The organism is Chelatococcus caeni (genome assembly GCF_014196925.1).
In the GTDB taxonomy this organism is placed as follows: domain Bacteria; phylum Pseudomonadota; class Alphaproteobacteria; order Rhizobiales; family Beijerinckiaceae; genus Chelatococcus_A; species Chelatococcus_A caeni.
In genome coordinates, this window is sequence record NZ_JACIEN010000007.1 from 126,389 (window position 1) to 148,012 (window position 21,624).

20 protein-coding genes are annotated in these 21,624 nt (G+C 65.5%); 10 read left to right on the plus strand and 10 right to left on the minus strand.

All coding sequences use genetic code 11. From position 1 onward, the window contains the following. Window positions 1-7 precede the first annotated feature (7 nt). The 3 genes from GGR16_RS22205 to GGR16_RS22215 form a co-directional block, all read right to left on the minus strand. Window positions 8-154 (minus strand): hypothetical protein, encoded by a 147-nt coding sequence (locus tag GGR16_RS22205; protein WP_019402387.1) that lies wholly within the window; start codon window positions 152-154, stop codon window positions 8-10. Window positions 155-219: 65 nt separating this feature from the next. Further along, window positions 220-3,330, minus strand: a complete 3,111-nt coding sequence (locus GGR16_RS22210) for an efflux RND transporter permease subunit (RefSeq protein WP_183318229.1) — start codon at window positions 3,328-3,330, stop codon at window positions 220-222. After that, window positions 3,330-4,439, minus strand: coding sequence for an efflux RND transporter periplasmic adaptor subunit (locus GGR16_RS22215; RefSeq protein WP_183318231.1), 1,110 nt, complete (start codon window positions 4,437-4,439; stop codon window positions 3,330-3,332). Before GGR16_RS22215 ends, GGR16_RS22210 begins: the two co-directional genes overlap by 1 nt. An 84-nt stretch (window positions 4,440-4,523) precedes the next feature. On the opposite strand from GGR16_RS22215, the gene GGR16_RS22220 reads away from it, so the two are divergent. The 4 genes from GGR16_RS22220 (at window position 4,524) to GGR16_RS22235 (ending at window position 8,668) form a co-directional block, all read left to right on the plus strand. After that, complete coding sequence (locus tag GGR16_RS22220) at window positions 4,524-5,129, plus strand: TetR/AcrR family transcriptional regulator (RefSeq protein ID WP_183318233.1); 606 nt, start codon at window positions 4,524-4,526, stop codon at window positions 5,127-5,129. Next, complete coding sequence (locus tag GGR16_RS22225; protein WP_210289674.1) at window positions 5,126-6,400, plus strand: multidrug effflux MFS transporter; 1,275 nt, start codon at window positions 5,126-5,128, stop codon at window positions 6,398-6,400. Before GGR16_RS22220 ends, GGR16_RS22225 begins: the two co-directional genes overlap by 4 nt. Window positions 6,401-6,449: 49 nt before the next feature. Beyond that, complete coding sequence (gene fabF / locus GGR16_RS22230) at window positions 6,450-7,748, plus strand: beta-ketoacyl-ACP synthase II (protein ID WP_183318235.1); 1,299 nt, start codon at window positions 6,450-6,452, stop codon at window positions 7,746-7,748. A gap of 104 nt (window positions 7,749-7,852) precedes the next feature. Continuing rightward, window positions 7,853-8,668 (plus strand): oxidoreductase, encoded by an 816-nt coding sequence (locus tag GGR16_RS22235; RefSeq protein WP_183318237.1) that lies wholly within the window; start codon window positions 7,853-7,855, stop codon window positions 8,666-8,668. A gap of 189 nt (window positions 8,669-8,857) precedes the next feature. Here the strand turns inward: GGR16_RS22235 and GGR16_RS22240 are convergent, their stop codons facing one another. Continuing rightward, window positions 8,858-9,193, minus strand: coding sequence for a hypothetical protein (locus GGR16_RS22240; protein WP_019402380.1), 336 nt, complete (start codon window positions 9,191-9,193; stop codon window positions 8,858-8,860). A gap of 241 nt (window positions 9,194-9,434) precedes the next feature. After that, window positions 9,435-10,589, minus strand: a complete 1,155-nt coding sequence (locus tag GGR16_RS22245; RefSeq protein ID WP_183318239.1) for a lipase family protein — start codon at window positions 10,587-10,589, stop codon at window positions 9,435-9,437. A gap of 468 nt (window positions 10,590-11,057) precedes the next feature. Here GGR16_RS22245 and GGR16_RS22250 point away from each other — a divergent pair, with 468 nt between their 5' ends. Further along, window positions 11,058-11,780 (plus strand): response regulator transcription factor, encoded by a 723-nt coding sequence (locus tag GGR16_RS22250; protein ID WP_019402378.1) that lies wholly within the window; start codon window positions 11,058-11,060, stop codon window positions 11,778-11,780. A gap of 42 nt (window positions 11,781-11,822) precedes the next feature. Here GGR16_RS22250 and GGR16_RS22255 read toward each other — a convergent pair whose 3' ends face one another. Next, window positions 11,823-13,460 carry an ATP-binding protein gene (locus tag GGR16_RS22255; protein ID WP_343059911.1) on the minus strand — a complete coding sequence of 546 codons (1,638 nt, stop codon included), beginning with the start codon at window positions 13,458-13,460 and terminating at the stop codon, window positions 11,823-11,825. 2 nt (window positions 13,461-13,462) lie between these two features. Between GGR16_RS22255 and GGR16_RS22260 the strand changes: the two genes are divergently transcribed. Next, the gene (locus GGR16_RS22260; protein WP_246373251.1) at window positions 13,463-14,317 is read left to right on the plus strand and encodes a MipA/OmpV family protein; all 855 of its coding nucleotides are present in this window, start codon (window positions 13,463-13,465) and stop codon (window positions 14,315-14,317) included. A gap of 87 nt (window positions 14,318-14,404) precedes the next feature. Here the strand turns inward: GGR16_RS22260 and GGR16_RS22265 are convergent, their stop codons facing one another. Then, window positions 14,405-14,890 (minus strand): VOC family protein, encoded by a 486-nt coding sequence (locus GGR16_RS22265; RefSeq protein ID WP_183318241.1) that lies wholly within the window; start codon window positions 14,888-14,890, stop codon window positions 14,405-14,407. Window positions 14,891-15,284: 394 nt separating this feature from the next. Between GGR16_RS22265 and GGR16_RS22270 the strand changes: the two genes are divergently transcribed. Beyond that, window positions 15,285-15,800, plus strand: a complete 516-nt coding sequence (locus GGR16_RS22270) for a DUF1772 domain-containing protein (RefSeq protein ID WP_183318243.1) — start codon at window positions 15,285-15,287, stop codon at window positions 15,798-15,800. Window positions 15,801-15,829: 29 nt separating this feature from the next. Here the strand turns inward: GGR16_RS22270 and GGR16_RS22275 are convergent, their stop codons facing one another. Next, on the minus strand, window positions 15,830-16,117 hold the full coding sequence (locus GGR16_RS22275) for a hypothetical protein (protein ID WP_019402372.1): 288 nt from the start codon (window positions 16,115-16,117) through the stop codon (window positions 15,830-15,832). A 146-nt stretch (window positions 16,118-16,263) separates the two neighbouring features. Between GGR16_RS22275 and GGR16_RS22280 the strand changes: the two genes are divergently transcribed. Continuing rightward, on the plus strand, window positions 16,264-18,387 hold the full coding sequence (locus tag GGR16_RS22280; protein WP_183318245.1) for a winged helix-turn-helix domain-containing protein: 2,124 nt from the start codon (window positions 16,264-16,266) through the stop codon (window positions 18,385-18,387). Window positions 18,388-18,536: 149 nt separating this feature from the next. On the opposite strand, the gene GGR16_RS22285 is transcribed toward GGR16_RS22280, so the two are convergent. Beyond that, window positions 18,537-19,229 (minus strand): DUF899 domain-containing protein, encoded by a 693-nt coding sequence (locus tag GGR16_RS22285; RefSeq protein ID WP_019402370.1) that lies wholly within the window; start codon window positions 19,227-19,229, stop codon window positions 18,537-18,539. Between the two features lie 2 nt (window positions 19,230-19,231). Further along, window positions 19,232-19,525 (minus strand): hypothetical protein, encoded by a 294-nt coding sequence (locus tag GGR16_RS22290; RefSeq protein ID WP_019402369.1) that lies wholly within the window; start codon window positions 19,523-19,525, stop codon window positions 19,232-19,234. A 102-nt stretch (window positions 19,526-19,627) separates the two neighbouring features. Between GGR16_RS22290 and GGR16_RS22295 the strand changes: the two genes are divergently transcribed. Together GGR16_RS22295 and GGR16_RS22300 are read left to right on the plus strand one after the other, a co-directional pair. After that, window positions 19,628-20,848 (plus strand): helix-turn-helix domain-containing protein, encoded by a 1,221-nt coding sequence (locus GGR16_RS22295; RefSeq protein ID WP_183318246.1) that lies wholly within the window; start codon window positions 19,628-19,630, stop codon window positions 20,846-20,848. A 9-nt stretch (window positions 20,849-20,857) separates the two neighbouring features. Beyond that, window positions 20,858-21,508 carry a Vgb family protein gene (locus tag GGR16_RS22300; RefSeq protein ID WP_183318248.1) on the plus strand — a complete coding sequence of 217 codons (651 nt, stop codon included), beginning with the start codon at window positions 20,858-20,860 and terminating at the stop codon, window positions 21,506-21,508. The last annotated feature ends 116 nt before the right edge of the window (window positions 21,509-21,624 follow it).

The window sequence follows — 21,624 nt, forward strand, 5'->3', positions numbered from 1 at the left end:
AGCTGCTTCAGCCGAGATCGGCGGTGGCGCGATCGAAGATGGCCGGATCGCCCCGTGCGCTGGCCAGCAGGATCGCGCCCGCGAGCGTCGCTAGCACCTGGATCGCACGCTTCTCGGTGAGGTCGCCGGCGACCAGTCGGACGATGCCCGCCAAGAACCACGGACTTCCCCAACGTCCGCGGGGCCCCCGCGGAGGGTGACGCCTCCGCAGGTAGGGCTCTACTCCGCAGCCATCGCCGCTTGCAGTTCCGGTTCCCCGATCGAAACCTCATGGCTCTCGTCCGCGGTCGGCTTGATGCGGAACCATGCGGCGTAGAGCGCAGGAAGGAAGAGCAGGATCAGCACCGTGCCGACCGCCGTGCCGCCGATCAGCGTGTAGGCCATGGAGCCCCAGAAGACGGAGTGCGTGAGCGGGATGAAAGCGAGCACGGCGGCAAGCGCGGTCAGGATCACGGGCCGCGTGCGCTGCACGGTGGCCTCGATGACGGCGTGATAATCGTCGAGGCCGGCCGCGCGGTTCTCCTTGATCTGCTCGGTCAGAATCAGCGTGTTGCGCATCAGGATGCCGGCGAGGCCGATCAGCCCCAGGATGGCGTTGAAGCCGAAGGGCTGGTTGAAGATGATGAGGGCCGGCACGACGCCGACAACGCCGAGCGGCGCCGTCAGCATGACCATGGTCATCGTCGAGAAGGACCGCACCTGCAGCATGATGACGATGAGCGTGGCGGCAATCATGGCCGGGAAGACCTTGCCCAGCGCGGCGTTGGCCTTGCCGGCCTCCTCGATCGATCCGCCCGTCTCGATGCGATAGCCCGCCGGCAGCGAGGCGATCAGCGGCTGGAGCGCCGTCATGACCTCTTTGGAGACCTCCGGCGGCTGCGTCGCCTCGTTGATGTCCGAGCGGATCGTGATGACGGGCGTGCGGTCGCGACGCTTCAGGATCGGCTCTTCCACACGGATTTCCGAATGGCCGATCTGGTCGAGCGGAATCGAGCGTCCGCTCCGGCTCATCAAGGAGAAATCCGCCAGGCGCGTCGGATCCAGCCGCTCGCCGCCGGCGCTGCGCGCCACGACGGGGACGTTGCGGATGTCCTCGCGAACCTGCGTGACGGCGACGCCGGTGAGGAGGAACTGCAGCTGCTGGCCCACCTCCGCCGGCGAGAGGCCGATGAGGTTCAGCCGGTCCTGATCCGGGACGAAGCGCAGCATGGGTGTGCGATTGCCCCAGTCACGGTTGGCCTGCCGCACGTCCGAAACGCCCCGCATGATCTCGAGGGCCTTCTCGGAGATGCTGTAGAGCTGCGCCGGATCGGGGCCCATGACGCGGAACTCGACCGGGAATGGCGTATAGGGGCCGAACACGAGCTGCGTGACGCGGACATAGGCCTCGGGGGCGAGCCCCTCCGCCACCGCCGCCCGGAGCCGGTGCTTCAACGCCTCGCGCGCCTCGGCGTCCGGGGTCAGCACGACGATCTTGGCGAAGGCGGGATCGGGCAGCTCCGGCGCCATGGCGAAGAAGAAGCGCGGTGCGCCCTGGCCGACATAGCTCGTGACGATCCTGGCCTCGGGCTGGCTCTCCAGCCAATGTTCGAGCCTCTCGACCGTGGCGGTCGTCGTCTCGATGCTGGAGCCTTCCGGCAGGCGGACCTCCACCAGCACCTCGGGCCGGTCGGACGTCGGGAAGAACTGCTGCTTGACGGCGCCCATGTCGACGCCGGACAGCGCGAAGGCGATGCCGACGATGGCGCAGGTCACGAACTTGTGGCGCACGGCGAAGGCGATGAGCCGCCGCAGGCGCCGATAGTTCGGCGTGTCGTAGATCGCGTGGTGGCCGCCCTCGACCGGCTTGATCGCGGGCAGCATCTTGACGCCGAGATAGGGCGTGAAGACCACCGCGACGATCCAGGAGACGATGAGCGCGAAACCGACGACCCAGAAGATGTTGCCGGCATATTCGCCGGCCGTCGAGCGCGCGAAGCCGACCGGCAGGAAGCCGGCGATCGTCACGAGCGTTCCCGACAGCATCGGCGCCGCGGTGTGGCTCCACGCATAGGCCGCCGCCCTGATGCGGTCCATGCCCTCTTCCATCTTCACCACCATCACTTCGATGGCGATGATGGCGTCGTCCACGAGCAGGCCGAGCGCCAGGATGAGGGCGCCGAGCGTGATGCGGTCGAAGAACCGGCCGGTCTCCAGCATGATGAGGAAGACGACGGCGAGCGTCAGGGGCACGGCGGCCGCCACCACGATGCCGACGCGCCACCCCATGCTAACCAGGGCGATCAGCAGCACGACGCCGAGCGCCATCGCGAACTTCATCATGAATTCGTCGACCGCCGAGGTGATGTTGACGGCCTGGTCGGTGACCTTGTCGAGCGTCATGCCGAGCGGCAGCGTCTGCGCGATGGCCGCCGTCCTGTCCTCCAGCGCCTTGCCCAGCGCAAGGCCGTCCCAGCCCTCCTGCATCACCGCCGCGAGCATGATGGTGGGCTCGCCCTGGCGCCTGATGAGGTAGGTCGGAGGATCTTCATAGCCGCGGCGAACCTCGGCGATGTCGGAGAGCTTCAGCGTCCGCCCCGCCGCGACGATCGGCGTGTCGGCGATCGCCTGGACGCTGTCGTAGGCGCCGTCGACCCGGATGAAGACGCGCGGCCCGCGCGTGTCGATCGAGCCGGCCGGGGTGACGGTGTTCTGCCGCTGCAGGGCGGCGACGATGTCCTGCGCCGACACGCCGAGCGTGGCCAGCCTGGCATGGGAGAACTCGACGAAGATCTGTTCGGGGCGCTCGCCGAGAATGTTGATCTTCTTGACGCCGGGCACGTGCAGCAGGTCCTGGCGGATCACCTCGGCCTGCCGCACCAGTTCGCGCATCGGCATGCCCTTGGCCTTGAGCGCATAGAGGGCGAAGCTGACGTCCGAATATTCGTCGTTGACGAAGGGGCCGTAGACGCCGGACGGCAGGTTGCGGGCCTCGTCCGCGAGCTTCTTGCGGGCCTGATAGAACTCCTCCTGCACGGCCGAGGGCGGCGTGCTGTCCTTCAGCGTGACCGTCATATAGGCGTAGCCCGGCCGCGTGGTCGTCTCGACCCGGTCATACCAGGTGAGCTCCTGCAGCCGCTTCTCCAGCGGCTCGGCGACGAGGTCCTGCATCTCGCGCGCCGTCGCGCCCGGCCACGCCGTCGTGACCGTCAGGGTCTTGATGGTGAAGTTCGGGTCCTCCGCCCGGCCGAGCATGAGGAAGGCGTAGGCGCCGGCGGCCACCAGAAGGAGGATCGAGAAGAGGGTGACGGCGCGTTCGCGGACGGCGATCGCGGAAAGGTTGAGGCTCATCACTTGCCCCTGATGTCAGAAGCGGTCCGCACGCGCGCGCCCTCCTGCAGGAGGTGGGCGCCGAGCGAAACGACCGAATCCCCCGAGTCCAGTCCGGAGATCACGGCGGTCTCGCTGGTCACGCGCACCAGCCTTACGGGCCGAAAGACCACGCTCGAGGTCGCGCCGTCGAACACCCACACGCCAGTTCTCTGGCCGTTGTCCAGGACGGCCGCGACCGGCACCTCCACCTCCGGTTGGCTCGCTTCGCTCACCAGCCGGATGGTCACCGTCGCGCCGAGCGGCGCCTGCGCCGCCTCGCCGTCGAGCACATAGCGGGCCTCGTAGGTGCGGGTCTGGGCATCGGCGGAATCCGACAGCTGCCGCAGATGCGCCGCATGGCGGCGTCCATCACCCCCGTACACGCTGGCCTCGGCCGTCGAGCCGATCGCCGGCCGGATCGTCTCGGGCAGCGCAACCACCGCTTCGCGGGGCCCCGCCTGGGCAAGCCGGACCACGGCCTGGCCGGCGGAGACGACCTGTCCCGGCTCGCCGAGCGTTTCGACCACCGTACCATCCACGTCCGCCACCAGCAGGGAATAGATCGCCTCGTTCTCCGCGACCCGCGCATCGGCTTCAGCGGCGGCGAGCTGCGCCGCGGCCGTATCGGAGGCGGCCTTCGCCTGCTCGTAGCGCTGCCGGGAGGACCATCCGTCGCTCACGAGCTTGGCGTATCGCCGCTCGTCCGCTTCGGCCTGAACGACGGCTGCGCGCGCCGCAACAACGGCGTTGCGCTTCGCCGTGAGCGCCAGGCGGAGGTCGGTCTCGTCGATCCGCATCAGCGGCTGGCCGGCCTTGACCTGCTCGCCGACATTCACGAGCCGTTCCACGATCTTGCCGGGGACGCGGAAACCGAGGTTGCTCTCGACCCGCGCCCCGATGATGCCGGTGAAGCCGCGTTCGGCCCCGCTCACCCGGGCGGCCGTCGCCAGCCTGACGATCGGCGGCTCCAGCCTCGGGTCGCTCACGGCCGCGGCTTCCTGCGTGCGCAGGGAAAGCGCGGCGAAAGCGGCCGCCCCAACCCCGGCGATCAGGGCACCTCCCAGCACAATGGCGGGCTTCTTTCTCATGGCCGTGGCCTCGTCAAATTAGATTGCGTTCACACTCTATATCAGATATGGATGTTAAACACAATCTAATTACGGAGGTCGGCAATGCGGGTAAGTCGCATTCAGGCGGAGAAGAACCGGCAAACCGTGATCGATGTCGCCAGCCGGCTCTTTCGGGAACACGGCTTCGACGGCATCGGCCTCAAGGACCTGATGGAAGGCGCCGGGCTGACCCAGGGCGCGTTCTACAAGCAGTTCGCGTCGAAGGACGACCTCGTGGCGCAGGCGTCCCGGCGAGCACTGGAGAGCGCCTTCAGCCGGTGGTCAGCCGCTGCCGCGGCCAATCCGCAGGACCCGCTTGGCGCGGTGATCGCGTTCTACCTCAGCATGGAGCATCGCGCGGAAAGGATGGACGGTTGCCCGATCGTCGCGCTCGGTGCGGATGCGGCCCGGCAGGGCGCCGACGTGAAGGCGTCGTTCGAAGCCGGGATCAGGGAATATCTCGCATTGCTCGGCAGCTGGATCGGTGATGCCGGCGGCGGCGAGCCCGCCGGCAAGGCGATGGCCATTCTCTCGACGATGGTCGGTGCGCTCGTCCTCTCGCGGGCGGTCAACGACGAGCAGCTGTCGAAGCAGTTCCTGCAAGCGGCCGCCGAAAGCGTGCAGCCGGGGCTGTCCGCCGGAGACAACCGGGAAAGGCCGCTCCAATGACGATCGTCTCCCCGGCGCAGGTGCGCGACGCGGCCGCGCCTGCCTCCGCGATTCCCATCACGAGCGGCGCGCCTTCGGAGCGCCGGCTGACGGGAAAGATCCTCTTCCTCCTCGCCGGGCTGGCCGCGCTCGGCGCACTTGCCACCAACATCATCCTGCCCGCCTTTCCACGGATTGGCGCCAGCCTTGGCGTTTCTTCCCAGGAACTCGGCCTGACGTTGAGCAGCTTCTTCGTCGCCTTCGCGTTCGGGCAGCTTCTGGTCGGACCGCTCTCCGACCGTTTCGGCCGCAGATGGCTGGTGCTTGGCGGCCTTGCCGTCTTCACCGCGGGCAGTGTCGTTTGCGCCTTCGCCGACAGCCTGCCCTTGCTGGTCCTCGGCCGCGTCATCCAGGCGCTCGGGGCCTGCGCCGCCTCCGTCCTGTCGCGCGCCATCGCACGCGACCTCTTCGACGGCGAGGCGCTGGCGCGGGCTCTGGCGCTGACCATGATCGCGATGGCGGCCGCGCCGGGCTTCTCGCCGCTCATCGGCAGCGCGCTCGACGGCCTGCTCGGCTGGCGGTTCACCTTCCTCGTCGTTGCGGCGTTCGGCATGGTGTTGGCGCTCCACTATGCGACGAGTGCCGGCGAGACCCATCCGGCCGACCGCAGGACATCCCTGGCGGCTTCGGCGGTGGCATCCGCCTATGGCCGCCTGGCGGCCGATCCGCGCTTTGTCCTTCCCGCCCTCTCGGTGAGCCTTGTCATCGGGGGGCTTTACACCTTCTTCGCAGCGGCGCCCGCCATCCTGATGAGCGAGCTCGGCCTCACGGCCTTTCAGCTCGGATTGAACTTCGCGACCACGGTGCTGATCGTCTTCGCGGCAGGTTTTCTCGCGCCACGCCTCGCCCATCGCTGGGGCCAGCGCACCATCGGCATGGTCGGCCTCTTCATCGCGCTGGCCGGCAGCCTCCTTCTGCTCACATTCGCCGCCGCGCCGGCCTTCATCCCCTTCACCGCGGCCATCGCGCTCTATCTGCTCGGCATGGGATTGATCAATCCGCTCGGCACCGCCATCGCGCTCCATCCTTTCGGAAGGCAGGCCGGGCTCGCGTCCGCGCTGCTCGGCTTCCTGCAGATGGGCTGCGCCGCCGTCGGCGCGGCGGTCGCCAGCATTCTGCCTCTTCAGCCGACTGTGTCCCTCGCCGTCATCCTCACGACGGGTTCGGCGCTCGCCATTCTTGCCTTTCTCCCCGTCGCCATGCGTCAGCCGAAAGCGGAGGTGCAGGCATGAGACGCATCAACGTGACGCCGCCCATACACCCGGATCGATAGGACAATAGATGCGACGGATTGTTGTCACAGGCATCGGTGCGGTCACGCCGCTTGCCGCCGATGTCGAAACCTCCTGGACGCGCCTCCTGGCCGGGCGCTCCGGCATCCGCAGGCTTCCGGACGAGGTGGTGGGAGACCTGCCGGCGAAGGTCGGCGGCGTCGTGCCCACCCTGGAGGAAGACCCTGACGCCGGCTTCGATCCGGATGCCGTCATGGCGCCGAAGGACCAGCGCAAGGTCGACCGGTTCATCCTCTTCGGGCTCGCCGCTGCCCAGGAGGCACTCACCCAGGCAGGGTGGGCGCCAACCTCGGAGGCGGAGCGCCTGCGCACGGCGACGATCATCGCTTCGGGCATCGGCGGCTTTCCCGCCATCACCGAGGCGGTGCGCACGGTCGACCAGCGCGGTGTTCGCCGCCTGTCGCCCTTCACGATCCCCTCCTTCCTCGTGAATCTCGCGGCCGGTCATATCTCGATCCGCCACGGCCTCAAGGGGCCGCTCGGGGCGCCGGTGACGGCCTGCGCCGCCGGCATCCAGGCGATCGGCGACGCCGCCCGGCTCATCCGTGCCAACGAAGCCGATATCGCCGTCTGCGGTGGCACCGAAGCCTGCATGAACACCGTCAGCCTCGGCGGCTTCGCCGCGGCGCGTTCCCTGTCCACCAGCTTCAATGACGAGCCGGCAGAGGCTTCACGCCCCTTCGACATGGCACGGGACGGCTTCGTCATGGGGGAAGGCGCCGGCATCCTCGTCATCGAGGAACTGGGCCACGCGCTGGGGCGCGGCGCGAGGCCGCTCGCCGAGCTCGTCGGCTACGGCACGACGGCGGATGCGCACCACGTCACCTCCGGCCCGGAGGACGGCGACGGTGCGCGCCGGGCCATGGAGATCGCGATTGCCCAGGCCGGGATCTCGCCGCGCGCGATACGCCACCTCAATGCGCATGCGACCTCGACGCAGGTCGGCGATCTCGGGGAAATCGCGGCGATCAAGCGGGTTTTCGGCATGGATTCCGCCATCGCCGTCAGCGCCACCAAGTCGGCGACCGGACATCTGCTCGGCGCCGCCGGCGGGCTCGGCGCCATCTTCGCGGTCCTGGCGCTCAGGGATCAGATGACGCCGCCGACGCTCAATCTGGAGGCGCCCGATCCGGCCGGCGACGGGATCGACTTCGTCGCGAACGCGGCCCGGCCCTTGGCGATGGACTACGCGATCGCCAACGGCTTCGGCTTCGGCGGCGTCAACGCCAGCGCACTGTTCCGGCGCTGGACGGAAGGCGGCGCGAGCGCCCGAAGCGCGCAACACTGAAACCTCGTTCCGCTTTCGGACCCATCAAAAGCCGGCAACGGGCAGGCCAGGGACGAGCGGCAAGCGATCCATCACATTCGCCAACTAGGAAAGACGTGACTTCCATGGACAAGACCAATCCCGGCGTCGCCCTGGTGACGGGCGCGTCCTCCGGCATCGGACTCGCCACGGCCAAGGCCCTGCGGAATGCCGGCTATCGCGTGTTCGGAACCAGCCGTCGCGCGGCTACCGAACGCTCCGACGGCATCACCATGCTGACCTGCGACGTGACGGACGACGCGTCCGTTACGACGCTGGTCGATGAGGTGCTGGCCAGGGCCGGACGCATCGACCTCGTCGTCAACAATGCCGGCATCGGCCTCGTCGGCGGCGCGGAGGAATCCTCGCTTGCCCAGGCTCAGGCACTGTTCGACGTGAACGTCTTCGGCGTCCTGCGCGTGACCCGCGCGGTGCTGCCGGCCATGCGGCGCCAGCAAAAGGGCCGGATCGTCAATGTGAGCTCGGTGCTCGGCTTCATTCCAGCGCCCTATTCCGCGCTCTATGCAGCGACCAAGCATGCCGTCGAAGGCTATTCCGAATCGCTCGACCACGAACTGCGCCCGTTCGGCATCCGCGTCGTGCTGGTCGAGCCGGCCTATACCCGTACGTCGTTCGACGACAATCTCGTCCGGCCGGATCAGTTGCTCGATGTCTACTCTTCCGCGCGCGCCGGCATGGATGTGATCATGCGGAAAGCGATCGCAGCAGGCGATGCACCCGAAATCGTCGCCGGAACAGTCCTGGAAGCCGCGACCGCTGCCGTTCCGAGGCGGCGCTACGCGGCGGGAAAAATGGCGCGCCAGGTCAGCTTCCTGCGCCGCTTCGTCCCCGAGGCCGCATTCGACAAAAGCCTGCGGAAGCAGAACGGGCTGCCGGCCTGACAACGCCCTGCTTCGCCGGGCGCGGGCGAGCGTTGCGAGCCACCTCCTATGCGATGATCGGCGGTCTTTGGCGCGCGGCTGTCGACGAAGACGAGCGCGACTTTCTGGGTGAGGTCGTGCCGTAACAAGGCAGTTGCGCACCCTTCGGGATGCGCAGGGCGAAGGCCGCCCTTTGGAAAGGAGCAGCGTTCATCCAATGGCATCCCACCTGGTCGGCCGGTAGGCTCGGTCGAACTCCTCCCTTAAGCGCTCGATTTCCTCCTGATAGAGAGGGTTCGGATTCCGACGCACCCAAGCCCGCAGAAGGCGCAGGTGTTCCTTTTCCGCTTTGTCGGCGGACGCTGGGTTCGGGAACTTCCTCTCAGCCTCAATCTGGAACTCGAAGCTCGCAGCATCGCGCTTCTCGCGCCACTCATGGTAGGCCGGGTGAGTGTCGAACAAAAAACGCCTGAAGGCATTCTCCCGGGCCTCGGACTGGGCCCGGGTCGTCACAGGTTTGGGCCGGGTACGCAGGTCGTTCAGCATGGCTTTCTCCAGCTCAGCCCATGGATGAACAACTCCGAAATGGACGTCGTGGTTTCCGCTCCGCCGACGACCTCAGGCAAATTTGATGAGCAGCGCGACCATCAGGACGAAGAGGGTCATGATGGCGACGGTCATCGGAACGAGCGCGCTGCGGTCACGTCGATCGGAGCGGTTCGGGCTACCATGAGGCCCGCTCCGGCCCGAACCAGTCGACGCCGGCCTGTAGCGTCGCGGTCCCGCGTCAGTCCGAATTGAAGATCGCCCCCGGCCTGGCATCACCGGGAGGTCCGGGCGGGACGACATCGTGGCACTGAGACTTCGCCTCCCCGCCTTCGATCACGGTGCGCGCGAAGGCAAGCGCGTCCGCAAACGATCCATGCAGGACACCATCGTGCGTCAAACCTTCGTAGCGATGCCAGGCGACGATATTCCGGGACGCGCATAGGGCCAAGACCGCGGCATACTGCCGATGCGGAGGGAGCGTGGTGTCGGCCAATCCCGTCCCGATGAACAGCGGGACGCTCAACGATCCCATCGGCATATCGGTGACAGGAATACGCAGATCGTCCAATTCCTCCTGCGAGATGGAGAGGGTCTCGGCCAGGGACCGAACCTTCAGTTCGCGAGCGAGTTCCCCCATCTGCCTGCTGCAACCGCGCCGCGCCATATCGAGGAGTTGTTTTCCCGCAGGACTTACGATGTCGTCGATCCGCGGCCCGTCGTCATGAAGACCACCGGCCACGAGGCTCAGGAACATGTTGCTGGAGTTGCGGACCGGAAGCGACACAGGGCCTTCCGGAAAAGTGGTGTTGAGCGCGGTTGCGACGGCCCCCAGGATGTTGAGTTCGGGCGCATAGTCACGCCAGATCGTCGCAGCACCCAGGGCAGCACCGGATCCTTGCGAGTGCCCAGCGACCAGCACCTCATTCGCGATCAGGCCTGGCTTCGCCCCAAGCGCTGCACGGACCGCGTCCAGCAGGGAACGGGCTTCTGCCCCCCAATGCAGATAGGGATGAGGGCCGGGCCCTCCGAGACCTTGATAATCGGTCGCGACGACTGCAAAGCCCGCCTCGAGCCAGCGATTGATGTACGAAGCATCCCGCGGCTTGAAGCCCGTCCACGACGGGGCGCATATGTCGGCTATGCCCAGCGTGCCATGCCCCCAGGCGACGAGCGGCCAGCCTCCCTTCGGAGCAGCACCGTCGGGAAGATAGAGCATGCCGCTGACCGGGATGCGTCCGGAATGCCAGCGCGCATCGCTCGAAGCATAGAGGATACGGAACGCCTCCTTGGCTGAAGTCATCTCCGGCTGGCTCGCCACCGCTTCCTCACGCAGCATCGCGCCGGGCTTGGCGGGGAATGCCGCAGCCCATCGATAGAACGGCGACAGGTCCATATCGCCCGCTGTCGGGCCGGTTGGAAGCGTCCCGCCCGTTGCGAGGTTCCCGCCAACATCTTGTGCCGGCGATATCGCGGGCATGAGAAGAGCACAGACACAAACACGAACAAGTATATTGACAGCTTTTGCGCTCATCATTTCCCCGATCCGGACAGCTAACTCAGGCACGGAACGGAAAGGAATCAACGCAACTCAGGATCTTCACGTCGCGCCAAACCCGACCACCGTCATGGCGCATCGTGTCACTTTGCCGCCCTGCGAGGGCATGTCCTTTTATTAAATTGTATTGCGGCCGATCCCATTCGCCAGCTGTCGCTGCCGGCTGGCAAGCCATCGGGCGCAGAACCTCAACCGCCTCATCCTGGAGGCACGGGGCGTTCTGCAACGCTGCAACAAATCTTAATATACCGAAACACGCGCACTCTGGTCGATGCGTGCATCATATGGGACAGGGCAAGAGGCTTCATGCACCCGGCTATGGACAACGCGCAGATCCTGATCGTTGAAGATGATCCTGAAATCGCAAACCTGCTCGCCCTGACCATGCAGGACAACGGCATGATCCCGACCGTTGCCGAAGATGGCCGGGTGATGCAATCGCTCCTGCGCAACGGTTCATTTGATCTCATCATCCTTGATGTCATGCTGCCGGGAGAGGATGGGCTGAACATCTGCAGGAAAATTCGCGCCGAGAAGACCACCCCGATCATCCTGTTGACGGCGCTTGGCGAGGAGGTCGACAGGATTGTGGGACTTGAGGTCGGCGCTGACGATTACGTCACGAAGCCGTTCAGCCCCAGGGAGGTCGTCGCGCGTGTGCGCAGCCTGTTGCGGCGTGCGTCCTATGGGCTGGTCAAGAATACCAGCCAACGAAGGCTGCGGTTTGACGGCTGGCAACTCGATCCCATGCGCCGCCAGCTTCACGACCCCAGCAATGCCCGCGTCGCGTTGACGACCACGGAATTCGACCTCCTGCTGGCCTTTTGCCGGAACCCGGGCCGCGTCATCACGCGCGAGGAACTTCTCTCGCTGACGCATTCGGGCCTCGCCGGACCGATCGAACGCAGTATCGACGTCCATATCAGCCGTCTTCGACAGAAGATCGAGATCAACGCCAGAGCGCCAGCGCTGCTGCAGACGGTCAGGCTTGGTGGCTATATGTTCACGGCGGCGGTCGAAGAAGCGTGAGCGGCGACTGGCGGCTCGCGGACCTGGTGCACGGTCCACGCCCTAACGCGTGGGCAGCATCAGTCTGACGACAAGACCGTTGGGCTGGCGGTCGCGAAGCTCCAGTTCGCCCCCATGGGCCTGCACGATCTCGGCGACGATCGAAAGCCCCAGCCCGAAGCCGCTGTTCGCATCATTGCGGGCGGCATCGCCCTTGAAGAACGGTTCCAGCACACGCCTCCGGTCCGCTTCGGGGATACCCGGGCCATCATCGACGACATCGATGATGACCTTTCCGGCATGCGTTCCCAGTTCGACCTTGACCGTATTCGCGAACTTGGTCGCATTGTCGCAGAGGTTCGTAACGGCACGCGTGATTGCGAGCGGCTTGCAGTCCACGACCAGCCTTTTCGCCCCCCGATAGGTGACATCGAAGCCGACGTCGGCAAATTCACTACAGATCGTCTGCAGGGTGCTGGCGATGTCCGTCCGCTCGACATCCTCTTTCCGATAAGTGTCGCGCAGATAATCGAGGCTTTCCCCCAGCAGCCGGTCGATATGGCTGATATCGGAGAGCATTGCGTCCCGAGCGGCGTCCGCCGGCAAGCGTTCAGCCTTGAGGCGTAATCGCGTCAGCGGCGTCCGCAAGTCGTGGCTGATGCCACGCAACATGCGGGTTCGGGATTCGACCATGATGGCGATCCGCTTGCGCATGCTGTTCAGAGCCTTGGCCAACGCCACGATCTCGATGCTGCCGCGCTCTTCGAACACCTCTCCGTCCTGCGAGATATCGGCATTCATGGCTGCCAGGGATATCCGCCGGAGCGGCAGCATAATCGCCCAGACGGCAAAGGCGGAGAAAAGGAAGATCAGGGTGACCAGCGCGACCAGGTAATATGATCCGCGTCCGATGAAGTCGCTCGTCAGAAACGGGTCGGACGAAATGGGCGCAACCAGCATCGTTGCATCGTCCACCTGCATCGCCACGACGCGATTTCCGTTCAGAAAGGTTCTCCAGCCCCCCAGCGGGGAGATCGAACTATGGGGAGGAAACAGCCATTCGATGGCCCGATCCCGGATGGCCTCCCGAGGCGACGACGTCGTGAATTCCTGGCTGAGAGACAAAGGCTGCAGCGTCGTTTCCCAACCCGCCCGCCGGGCGGCGCCAAGGATGACGTCTCTTTCGTCTGGTGCCGCGACCGCCAAAAGCCCGCTTATGGCCTGGATATGTTCAGCGACCTGTTCAATATCCAGCTCCCTGTCGTCATTCCGAACCCAGCGCTCGAGCATGGGCCCCGCCAGGGCGACGATGATCAGCAGAGCGAGTATGGCGAGAGCCGTGATCTGCCCATGGATGGTCCTCAGGCCGGGAGGCACACGCAATCTCACGACCCCTTCGTCGGCTGCCCGCTTCTTCGGAAAAGCTCGGGCTTTATAGCACGACGGGTTCGCGCCCGAGCGAGGATGGTTGTTAAGTTTTATTTCGAGGCCGGCCGCTGACCTCATGAATGCGTGGGCCGCCTGACTGAAGCACGCGGAACGGCAGAGCACGCCTTGCGACCCGCTGGGCTCGGCCTCCGATTTCTCCTTCGCAACAAAGCGAAACATAAAGACACGCTTGGAGCGGGTGCCCCGTGAAAAGTGATGTCGCGTGTCGCCGCCGGTGGAACCCGTGCGGCACGGCATCTCGCTTTGGAGCACCCATGTCCTTGATCGTTCGGAACAATTGGCGCCTGTCGTCTCGTGCATTCGGCCTTGCGGCAGGGGTCATGGGGATGGCGGCCGGCGCAACGGCCGCCGATCTTCCGGGACGGGCACCGGAACCGGTCTTCGACCAGGAACGGTTCAACCAACGCCCCGTCCAGAAGCAGACCAGCCGGAAATGGAGCCTGATCATCGGGGGCGGCGGCGAGTATGAACCTGAATATGAAGGCAGCGGTGATTTCGAGATCGGCCCCGTTCCTCTCGTCCTTCTGACCTATGGCGAATGGCTCCAGATTGATCCCAAGGGAGTCACCGTCACACCCGTCAGGCACAGCGGCTTCTCGCTGTCCGGAAAGGTCGGCTACGAGTCGGGCAGAGATGCCGATGATTATGCCCGGCTCCGAGGCCTGGGCGACATCGACTTTGCCGCCACGGTCGGGCTCAAGGCGGCCTACAAGTGGGGGCCGCTCGAGTTCTATGCCACAGTCGATCAGACGATCGACGGCAGCGAAAGCCTTATCGGCACATTGGGGATCGGCTATTCGGCCCCTGTGACCGAAAAGCTCATCCTTGGCGCCAAAGCCGAGGCGATCGTGGCAAATGACAAGCACATGGAGGCCTATTTCGGCGTCAATGCCATGCAGGCGGCAGCTTCCGGCCTGCCCGAGTACAAGGCCAAGGCCGGCCTCAAGCGCATCAATGTCTCGGCATCCGCGACCTATCTCCTGGACGAACATTGGCTCGTGCGCGGCCAGACAGGGCTTGGGATTTTGGCCGGCGACGCCGCCGACAGCCCGATCGTGGAAAAGAAGCTGCAGCCTTCCGTTTCGGCCGTCATCGGCTACAGGTTCTGACGCCCCGGCAGATCAAGCCGGCGGCCGGCGCTATCGACGAGCCGCTCGCCGGGAACGATCGGCGCGCAAATGACCTGACACCCCGTGCTACGTCGCTTCTCCCACAGCGGCTTCGAGGGCGGCGATGTCGATCTTCCGCATCGTCATCATCGCTTCCATCGCGCGCTTGGCCTTGGCCCGGTCCGAGCTCGTGGTCAGCTCCATCAGCCGCTTCGGCGTGATCTGCCAGGAGAAGCCCCACCGGTCTCTGCACCAGCCGCAGGCGCTCTCGGCGCCGCCATTCCCGACGATCGTGTTCCAGTAGCGATCGGTTTCTTCCTGATCCTCGGTCAGGACCATGAAGCTGATGGCTTCGTTTGCCTTGAAATTCGGGCCGCCGTTCAGGCCCAGGAACGGCCGCCCCAGCACCGTGAACTCGACGGTCAGCTCATTGCCTTCGCGGCCGCCGGGATAATCGGCCGCCGCCGCATTGACGCGACCGACGCGGCTGTCAGGAAAAGTAGCCGCGTAGAATTCCGCCGCCTTGAGTGCTTCGCCATAGTCGAACCACAGACAGGTCACGAGTTTGCTCATCTCTCATCTCCTTGCTTCGCCTCGCGGAAAGCCGGCAGCCAGACGAAGGACAGCGGGAACGGTCCATGGAAGATCTCGACCGTTCCTGACCAGTCCCTCGAAGCCGTTCGTCGCGGCGTCGCCCGGCCATCGAGGGTCGCCTCCCTCGCCCGAACCGGCCGGCGCATGGGATCGGCAGCATCGACCAGCAGCGTAATTCGTCCGAATGATCCGCGCGGGAGAGGACTGCGATCGCAATCAGGATAGTCGTAGAATCCTTCCGCCGCCTCATTTGCGCGGAACTTGGCAGAATTCTCTGTGTTTTTGTCATTATTGCCAGCCAGCTCGCTCGCTAGGGTGCTTGAAGCAGCGGCTGTCGTGCCAGCTCCGATAGCAGAATGGCTTGCGAGACTGCATGTCGAGGTCCCTGAAAAGCGGTTCTGGTGCCATGTCTGCCTTCTCCCTGCTGGCGCTTCTCCTGGTGGCGGTGACAATGGGCCTCGCCCTGGCTCATGCACTCGAATTCCCTGGAAAAACCCGCCTGGACGAGCCCACCTATCGCGCGGTCCAGGCGATCTACTATCCCGGATTTACGATCGGCGGTCTGATCGGCGAGTTCGGGGGCATGCTTGCCCTCGCCGTCCTGCTCTTCCTGACGCCGGCCGCCACCGAGCGCTTCTGGTGGATCGCTGCAGCGCTCGGTTTCCTGCTGGCAGCTCACGCCGTCTACTGGGCCGTTACCCACCCTGTGAACAATGCCTGGCTGAAGGACACGCAGCTTGTCGGCGCGGGCAAGCTGTTCTTCGGACTCTTCGCCTCGCCCGATGCAGACTGGCGGCAGATGCGCGACATCTGGGAATGGTCGCATGTCGCACGTGCCTGCCTCGCCACGCTCGCCTTTCTGTCGATGGCCCTGGCGATCATGCGCTAGGCAAGCCATTCGTTCTGGCCGGGCCCCGATTACTCGCGCTCGACACAGAATGACGCCAGCACTTCGAGCACGGGCGTGTAAGCGATCGTGTCCTTCTCGGGGTCGCCTGTGACGCGATCGATATGGCGAGCGGGGCCAATGAAAGCCAGCCGGCGGGTGTCCCCGGGTCTCACTAGATAGCCGAACGTTTCCTGCTCGGGTGCCGTCGATCGGGCGCCGATGTATATCGGAGCGCCCTTTGACGCATCGGCCATCGCGGAACTGGACATGACCGTGATGCCGGCGGCTACGATGGTCGCGAATGCTTCCTTCATCATGGCCAACCTCATGCGTTGTTAGGAACGGATTCGGACGGCTGTCGTCGTCCGCCCGACCGTCGACAAAGGTCCGCCATCCGCCATGGCCCGTCCTGAAATCCCTCCGAAATGATCCCGAAGTTTTCCCGAAAGCGGTATGATGGCCTATGGCGTCTCAGCGCTTCTCGTTCGGTCCCTTTCTGCTCGATACAGGGCGCGGTGTTCTGCTGGAGCGCGGCGTTCCCGTTTCCCTGGGAAGGAAACCGCTGGCGCTGCTCCGGGCTCTCGCTGAAGCGCGTGGGCAGGTGGTGACCAAGTCCGCCTTGATGGACGCGGCATGGCCGAATAGCTGCGTGGAGGAGAGCAACCTCACGGTCCAGATCGCCGCACTGCGGAAGCGGCTTGGTGAGGAATGGATCGCGACCTTCCCGAGGGTCGGCTATCGGTTCGCCGGTCCGCTTGCGGTTGAGGAAGGCGAGGTTGCGAGCACGCCTGCTCGGCCGGCGGATATTGAGCCGGACCTCTCCGCTTCACCGGGCGCGCAAATAGCCGCTGCGATTGCCGGGCCCGCGCCCATGGACCGTATGCCGACCGAGCCGGCTGTCGCCCGACATACGATCGCCCCGGCCAGCACCATTCCGCGGCGGTGGCAATGGCGAGCGACCGCTGCGGCAATGGCCTTGGCCATGCTTTTTATGGTGGCCGGCACGGCGGGCTGGCTTCGCCCGTGGAGCCAGGATTTCGAGCCGCGCTTGCCACTGCCCGACAAGCCCTCAATCGCCGTCCTTCCGTTCACGAACCTGACCCTGGACCGGACCGACGACTATTTCAGCGACGGAATTGTCGACGACCTGATCACGGACTTGTCCCGGGTCTCTGGTCTGTTCGTCATCGCCCGCAACTCGACCTTTGCGTACAAGGACAAGCCGGTCGAAATTCGGGACGTCGCGCAGGAGCTCGGCGTGCGCTATGTGCTGCAGGGCAGCATTCAGCGCGCGGGCGACCAGGTTCGCGTCAACGTCCACCTTGTCGATGCTGCGACCGGCGGTCAGCAGTGGGCCGAGCGATATAGCGCTCCCGTCGCCGATATCTTTGCCTTGCAGGACAAGGTGACCCGCGCCGTCGTCAGCGTCTTGTCGCTGCGGCTGACCGACGCCGAACGCACCACCTTGCATCGGGCGGAAACCGGCGTGCCTGAGGCATACGACGCATTCCTGCAGGGCTGGAACCACTACAGGCGGACGACCCCCGAGGGTTATGCGGCGGCAGTTCCCTACTTCGAGCGGGCGATCGAGTTGGACCCCGACTATGGGCGTGCATACGCCGCGCTCGCGCTCGTCTACGCACAGGCCGCCAATGCGCTCTGGAGCTACAGACTGGGCATTCCGGCCAGCGAATCCCTGGCTCGCGCCAGGCGGTACCTTCTGGAGGCGCAGAAGCGCCCAACGGCTCTGGCGCATCAGGTGGCGGCAACCCTGCTGCAGATGAACTGGAAGCACGCGCGGGCGCTCGAGGAAATCCAGCAAGCAATTGCACTCGACCCGGGAGAGCCTTGGAACTATGCGGTCATGTCGTTGATACTGACGTCGGCCGGTCGACCGCGCGACGCGGTTCCGCATATGCGGACGGCCATGCGGCTCGACCCTCATTCTCCGCCCTATTTCTGGTTCGTGCTTGGGCTGGTGCAGTTCAGCCTGGACGATTTCGCGGGAGCCGCGACGTCTCTGGAGCGCGTCGTCGAATATAGCCCCGATGCGGAGTGCCTGCTGCTGCTGGCGGCCGCTTATGCGCATCTCGGCCGCGGACAGGACGCAAGGTCTGCGCTGTCTCGTTTCAACGATATCAGGCTGAGGCGCGGCGGCGTTCCAGTCACCATCGCCACAGCGGTCAGCTTCGACTACACCGCCTTCGGGGATCGCGAGCGCCTCAAAGAGGGCCTGGCTCTGGCCGGTGTGCCGAAGTCTCTGGACGAACTCGCCAAGAACAGGCTGCCGCCCGCTGCAGTGCGCGACCTTTTCCTCGGTCACAGATTGCACGGACGCTCGCTCGCGACCGGCGAGGAACGTGCCGCGTCGATCACGGCGGAAGGCATCGCCACATTGTCCGGCGACTGGGGCACGATCATCAACGGCAAGGTCGAGATCGACGACGATGCGGTTTGTTACGTCTGGTCAGAGGGCGTGAGGTTTTGCGGGACCGTGGTCCACAACCCGGGCGGAACGAAAGCCGCGGAAAATGAGCTGATATGGATCGACGCGCGCGGAGCATTTGCGTTCTCGCAGGCAGACTGAGGACGTGGTCCGCGGCGGATCGTCGGGGGTATGAGGGCCGCCGTCTGCCTCAAGCACCAGAAATCGCGATTGCCGGGTCCTGGTGGGGCCCGGCAATCACCTCATTTCTCCCTTGCTAGCCTGTCATCGGCCACTGCTCTCCAGGACGGCTACGCGTAGCGATCGTGCCGGCGCACCCAGTCCATTCCCGCGACTTCATTGCGGCCCTTCGGAGCGAGGTCGAGCATATTATAGGTGCCCATCATCACCTCGACGCCGCGCCCATAGGTGGAGTAGGTGCGGAAGACCTCACCCGCCTCATTCTTGTAGAAGGCAGTGACGCCGGGCCATTCCTCGCCAGTTTCCCGCCATTCGCCGAAGTTGTAGTCGATATGGCCGGTGGCGACCTCCTCGGGTGTGAAACTGACGCGGAAATCGTAGTTGAAGTCGTTGCCGAAGGACGACACCCATTTGAACTGCCAGCCCATGCGCCTGCGATAGCGCTCGATGTCGGCCAGCGGCGCGCGCGAGACGGCGATCATGGTGACGTCGTGATTTGCCAGATGCACGTTCATGCCGTCAGTGTGGTCGGCCATGAAGGAGCAGCTCGGGCAGCCTTCCTTCCACCCCGGCGCGAACATGAAATGCTGCACCAGAAGCTGCGACCGGCCGTCAAAGAGATCGGCCAGCGTGCGCGGGCCATCCGGCGTGTCGAACACGTATTCCTTGTCGATGCGCATCCACGGCAGGGCGAGCCGCTGTCGGGCGACCTTGTCGCGAAGACGCGTGAGTTCCTTCTCCGCTTTCAGGAGGTCCCGGCGGGCGGTCAGCCAGTCTTCGCGTGAAACAACGGCGTGTTGCATTGTCAGTCTCCTTCGGTTTGGGTGACGGGGGTGCCGGAGCGTTGCGAACGGGCGCAAAGGAGCTTCAGCCACGGCGACAGGTGAAAGACGCTCATCAGCAGGTACATCAGCGCCATGTCGTTGATCGCCACAAAGGCCGAGGCGGCGGAGCACATCGCCATGCCCGGCGAGCCGATGGCGGACATCGAGGCCATCAGCGCGAAGGTCGGGGCAGCCGCGAGCCCGAGCCGGCCGGCGATATCGACCGCCCGCCCGGGCCGTGGAACAATCTTCCCTGTTGCTGCAAACATCATCATTTCCGGCCCTCTCGTCGAATTCGCCGTTTCCGACGGTTGCGATAGGAAGACGCTATCGCGGGCGAAGGGCCGGGTGAGAGTTACAAGTGTGACGGGATTTCGATGGACTCGCTGATCACGGCCGCGGCACGCGCCCTCTCGGCCGGCGACGCGCTCGCCGCGTTGAAGAGGGTCGCATTGCGCGATGATCCTCCGGCGCTGGCGCTACGCGGCATCGCGATGGCGCAGCTCGGCGACCTCACGCGCGCCAGGGAACTCCTGCGGCGCGCGGGCCGTACCTTCGGCCCGAAAGAGCCCGTGGCCCGCGCGCGTTGCATCGTCGCCGAAGCCGAAATCGCGCTCGTATCGCGTGATCTGGGCCGGCCCCTGCAAACGCTCGATGCAGCGCGGGCGGTGCTCGCAGCGTCGGGTGACCGAACGAACGCCGCGCACGCCGGCTATCTCGAAGCCCGGCGCCTTCTCCTGATCGGCCGCCTCGATGAGGCCGAAGAGGTGCTCGGCGAGGTCGACGTCGACATTCTGCCGCGCGCGTCGCGCGTCGGGCGCGAACTGGTGATGGCGGGCATAGCCATCCGGCGCATCAGGACAGGGCCGGCAAGAGCCGCCCTGGAACGGGCCCGGCGGGCAGCGGACATCGCACGCATTCCCGCGCTCGCGGCCGAGGTCGACCAGGCGGCGCGAACCTTCGAGGCGCCGGCCGCGCGTTGCATCACGCGAGACGGAGCGCGGTTGCTCCATCTCGACGAGGTCGAAACGCTATTGGCCTCGGATGCGCTGCTTGTGGACGCCTGCCGAAATGTCGTGCGTGCAGGCACGATGGTCCTTCCGCTGGCTACCCGCCCGGTGCTGCTCGCCCTCGTCCGCGCTCTTGCGGAGAGGTGGCCGGAGGTTGTACCGCGCGAAACGCTTCTCGAACGTGTGTTCCGGGCGCGGCATGCCGACGAGACACAGCGTGCGCGGCTGCGTGTCGAAATCGCCCGGCTGCGTGAGGCGATCAAGCCTCTGGCGGCCCTGAGCGCGACCAAACAAGGGTTTGTCCTGCAGCCTCACGCGGCAGGTGATGTTGCCGTGCTGGCGCCGCCCGTCGAAGGCAACCATGCCGAAGTGCTCGCCTTGCTCGGCGACGGCGAAGCCTGGTCCAGCTCCGCTTTGGCGCTGGCGCTCGGCGTGAGCCCGCGTACGGTGCAGCGGGCGCTCGAAGAACTTGCCCAGGACAACAAGGTCGAGGCCTTCGGGCGCGGGCGGGCCTGCCGCTGGATCGCGTCGCGCGTGCCGGGATTCCCGACAAGCTTGTTGCTCCCCGTCGCGGGAATTTCCGGTTAGGATCGGCCCATGAGACATTCGGCAGCCGAAATCATCCGGGAATATGGGCCCTTTCCCGATATCGATGACGTCGCCGGCGTCAGCTTCGATGGCCATCAGGTCTGGTTCGCCACCGGCGACAGGCTGAATGCTCTTGATCCCGAAAGCGGAGAAGTCTCACGATCGCTCGACATCGCGGCCGATGCCGGGACCGCCTTCGACGGCGAGCACCTGTTCCAGATTGCCGATGCCGTGATCCGCAAGATCGATCCCAAGACCGGCGAGGTGATCGCCACGATACCGGCGCCCGGCAATGGCGGGGATTCGGGTCTTGCCTGGGCAGAGGGCTCGCTCTGGGTCGGGCAGCATCGCGGCCGCAAGATCCATCAGGTGGATCCCGAGACAGGAAAAGTGCTGCGCACGATCGAGTCCGATCGATTTGTCACCGGCGTCACATGGGTCGACGGCGAGCTTTGGCACGGCACATGGGAAGACAGCCAGAGCGAGGTCCGCCGCATCGATCCCGAGACGGGTGAAGTGCTCGAGCGGCTGGACATGCCCCCGGGGACCGGCGTTTCAGGGCTGGAATCCGACGGCGGCGACCGCTTTTTCTGCGGCGGCGGAAACAGCGGGAAAGTGAGAGTCGTTCGCAGGCCCAGGCGGAGCCTTGAGGGGGCGTAAGATCGCGGCCGTCGAAGCGAGCCAGGACCTGGCGGAACGCGCTCCAAGTCGACCATTCAAGTTATGCCGCCGGATCTCAAGGAACAAGGTCCGGGAGCGGCAAGCGGCGGTTGAGC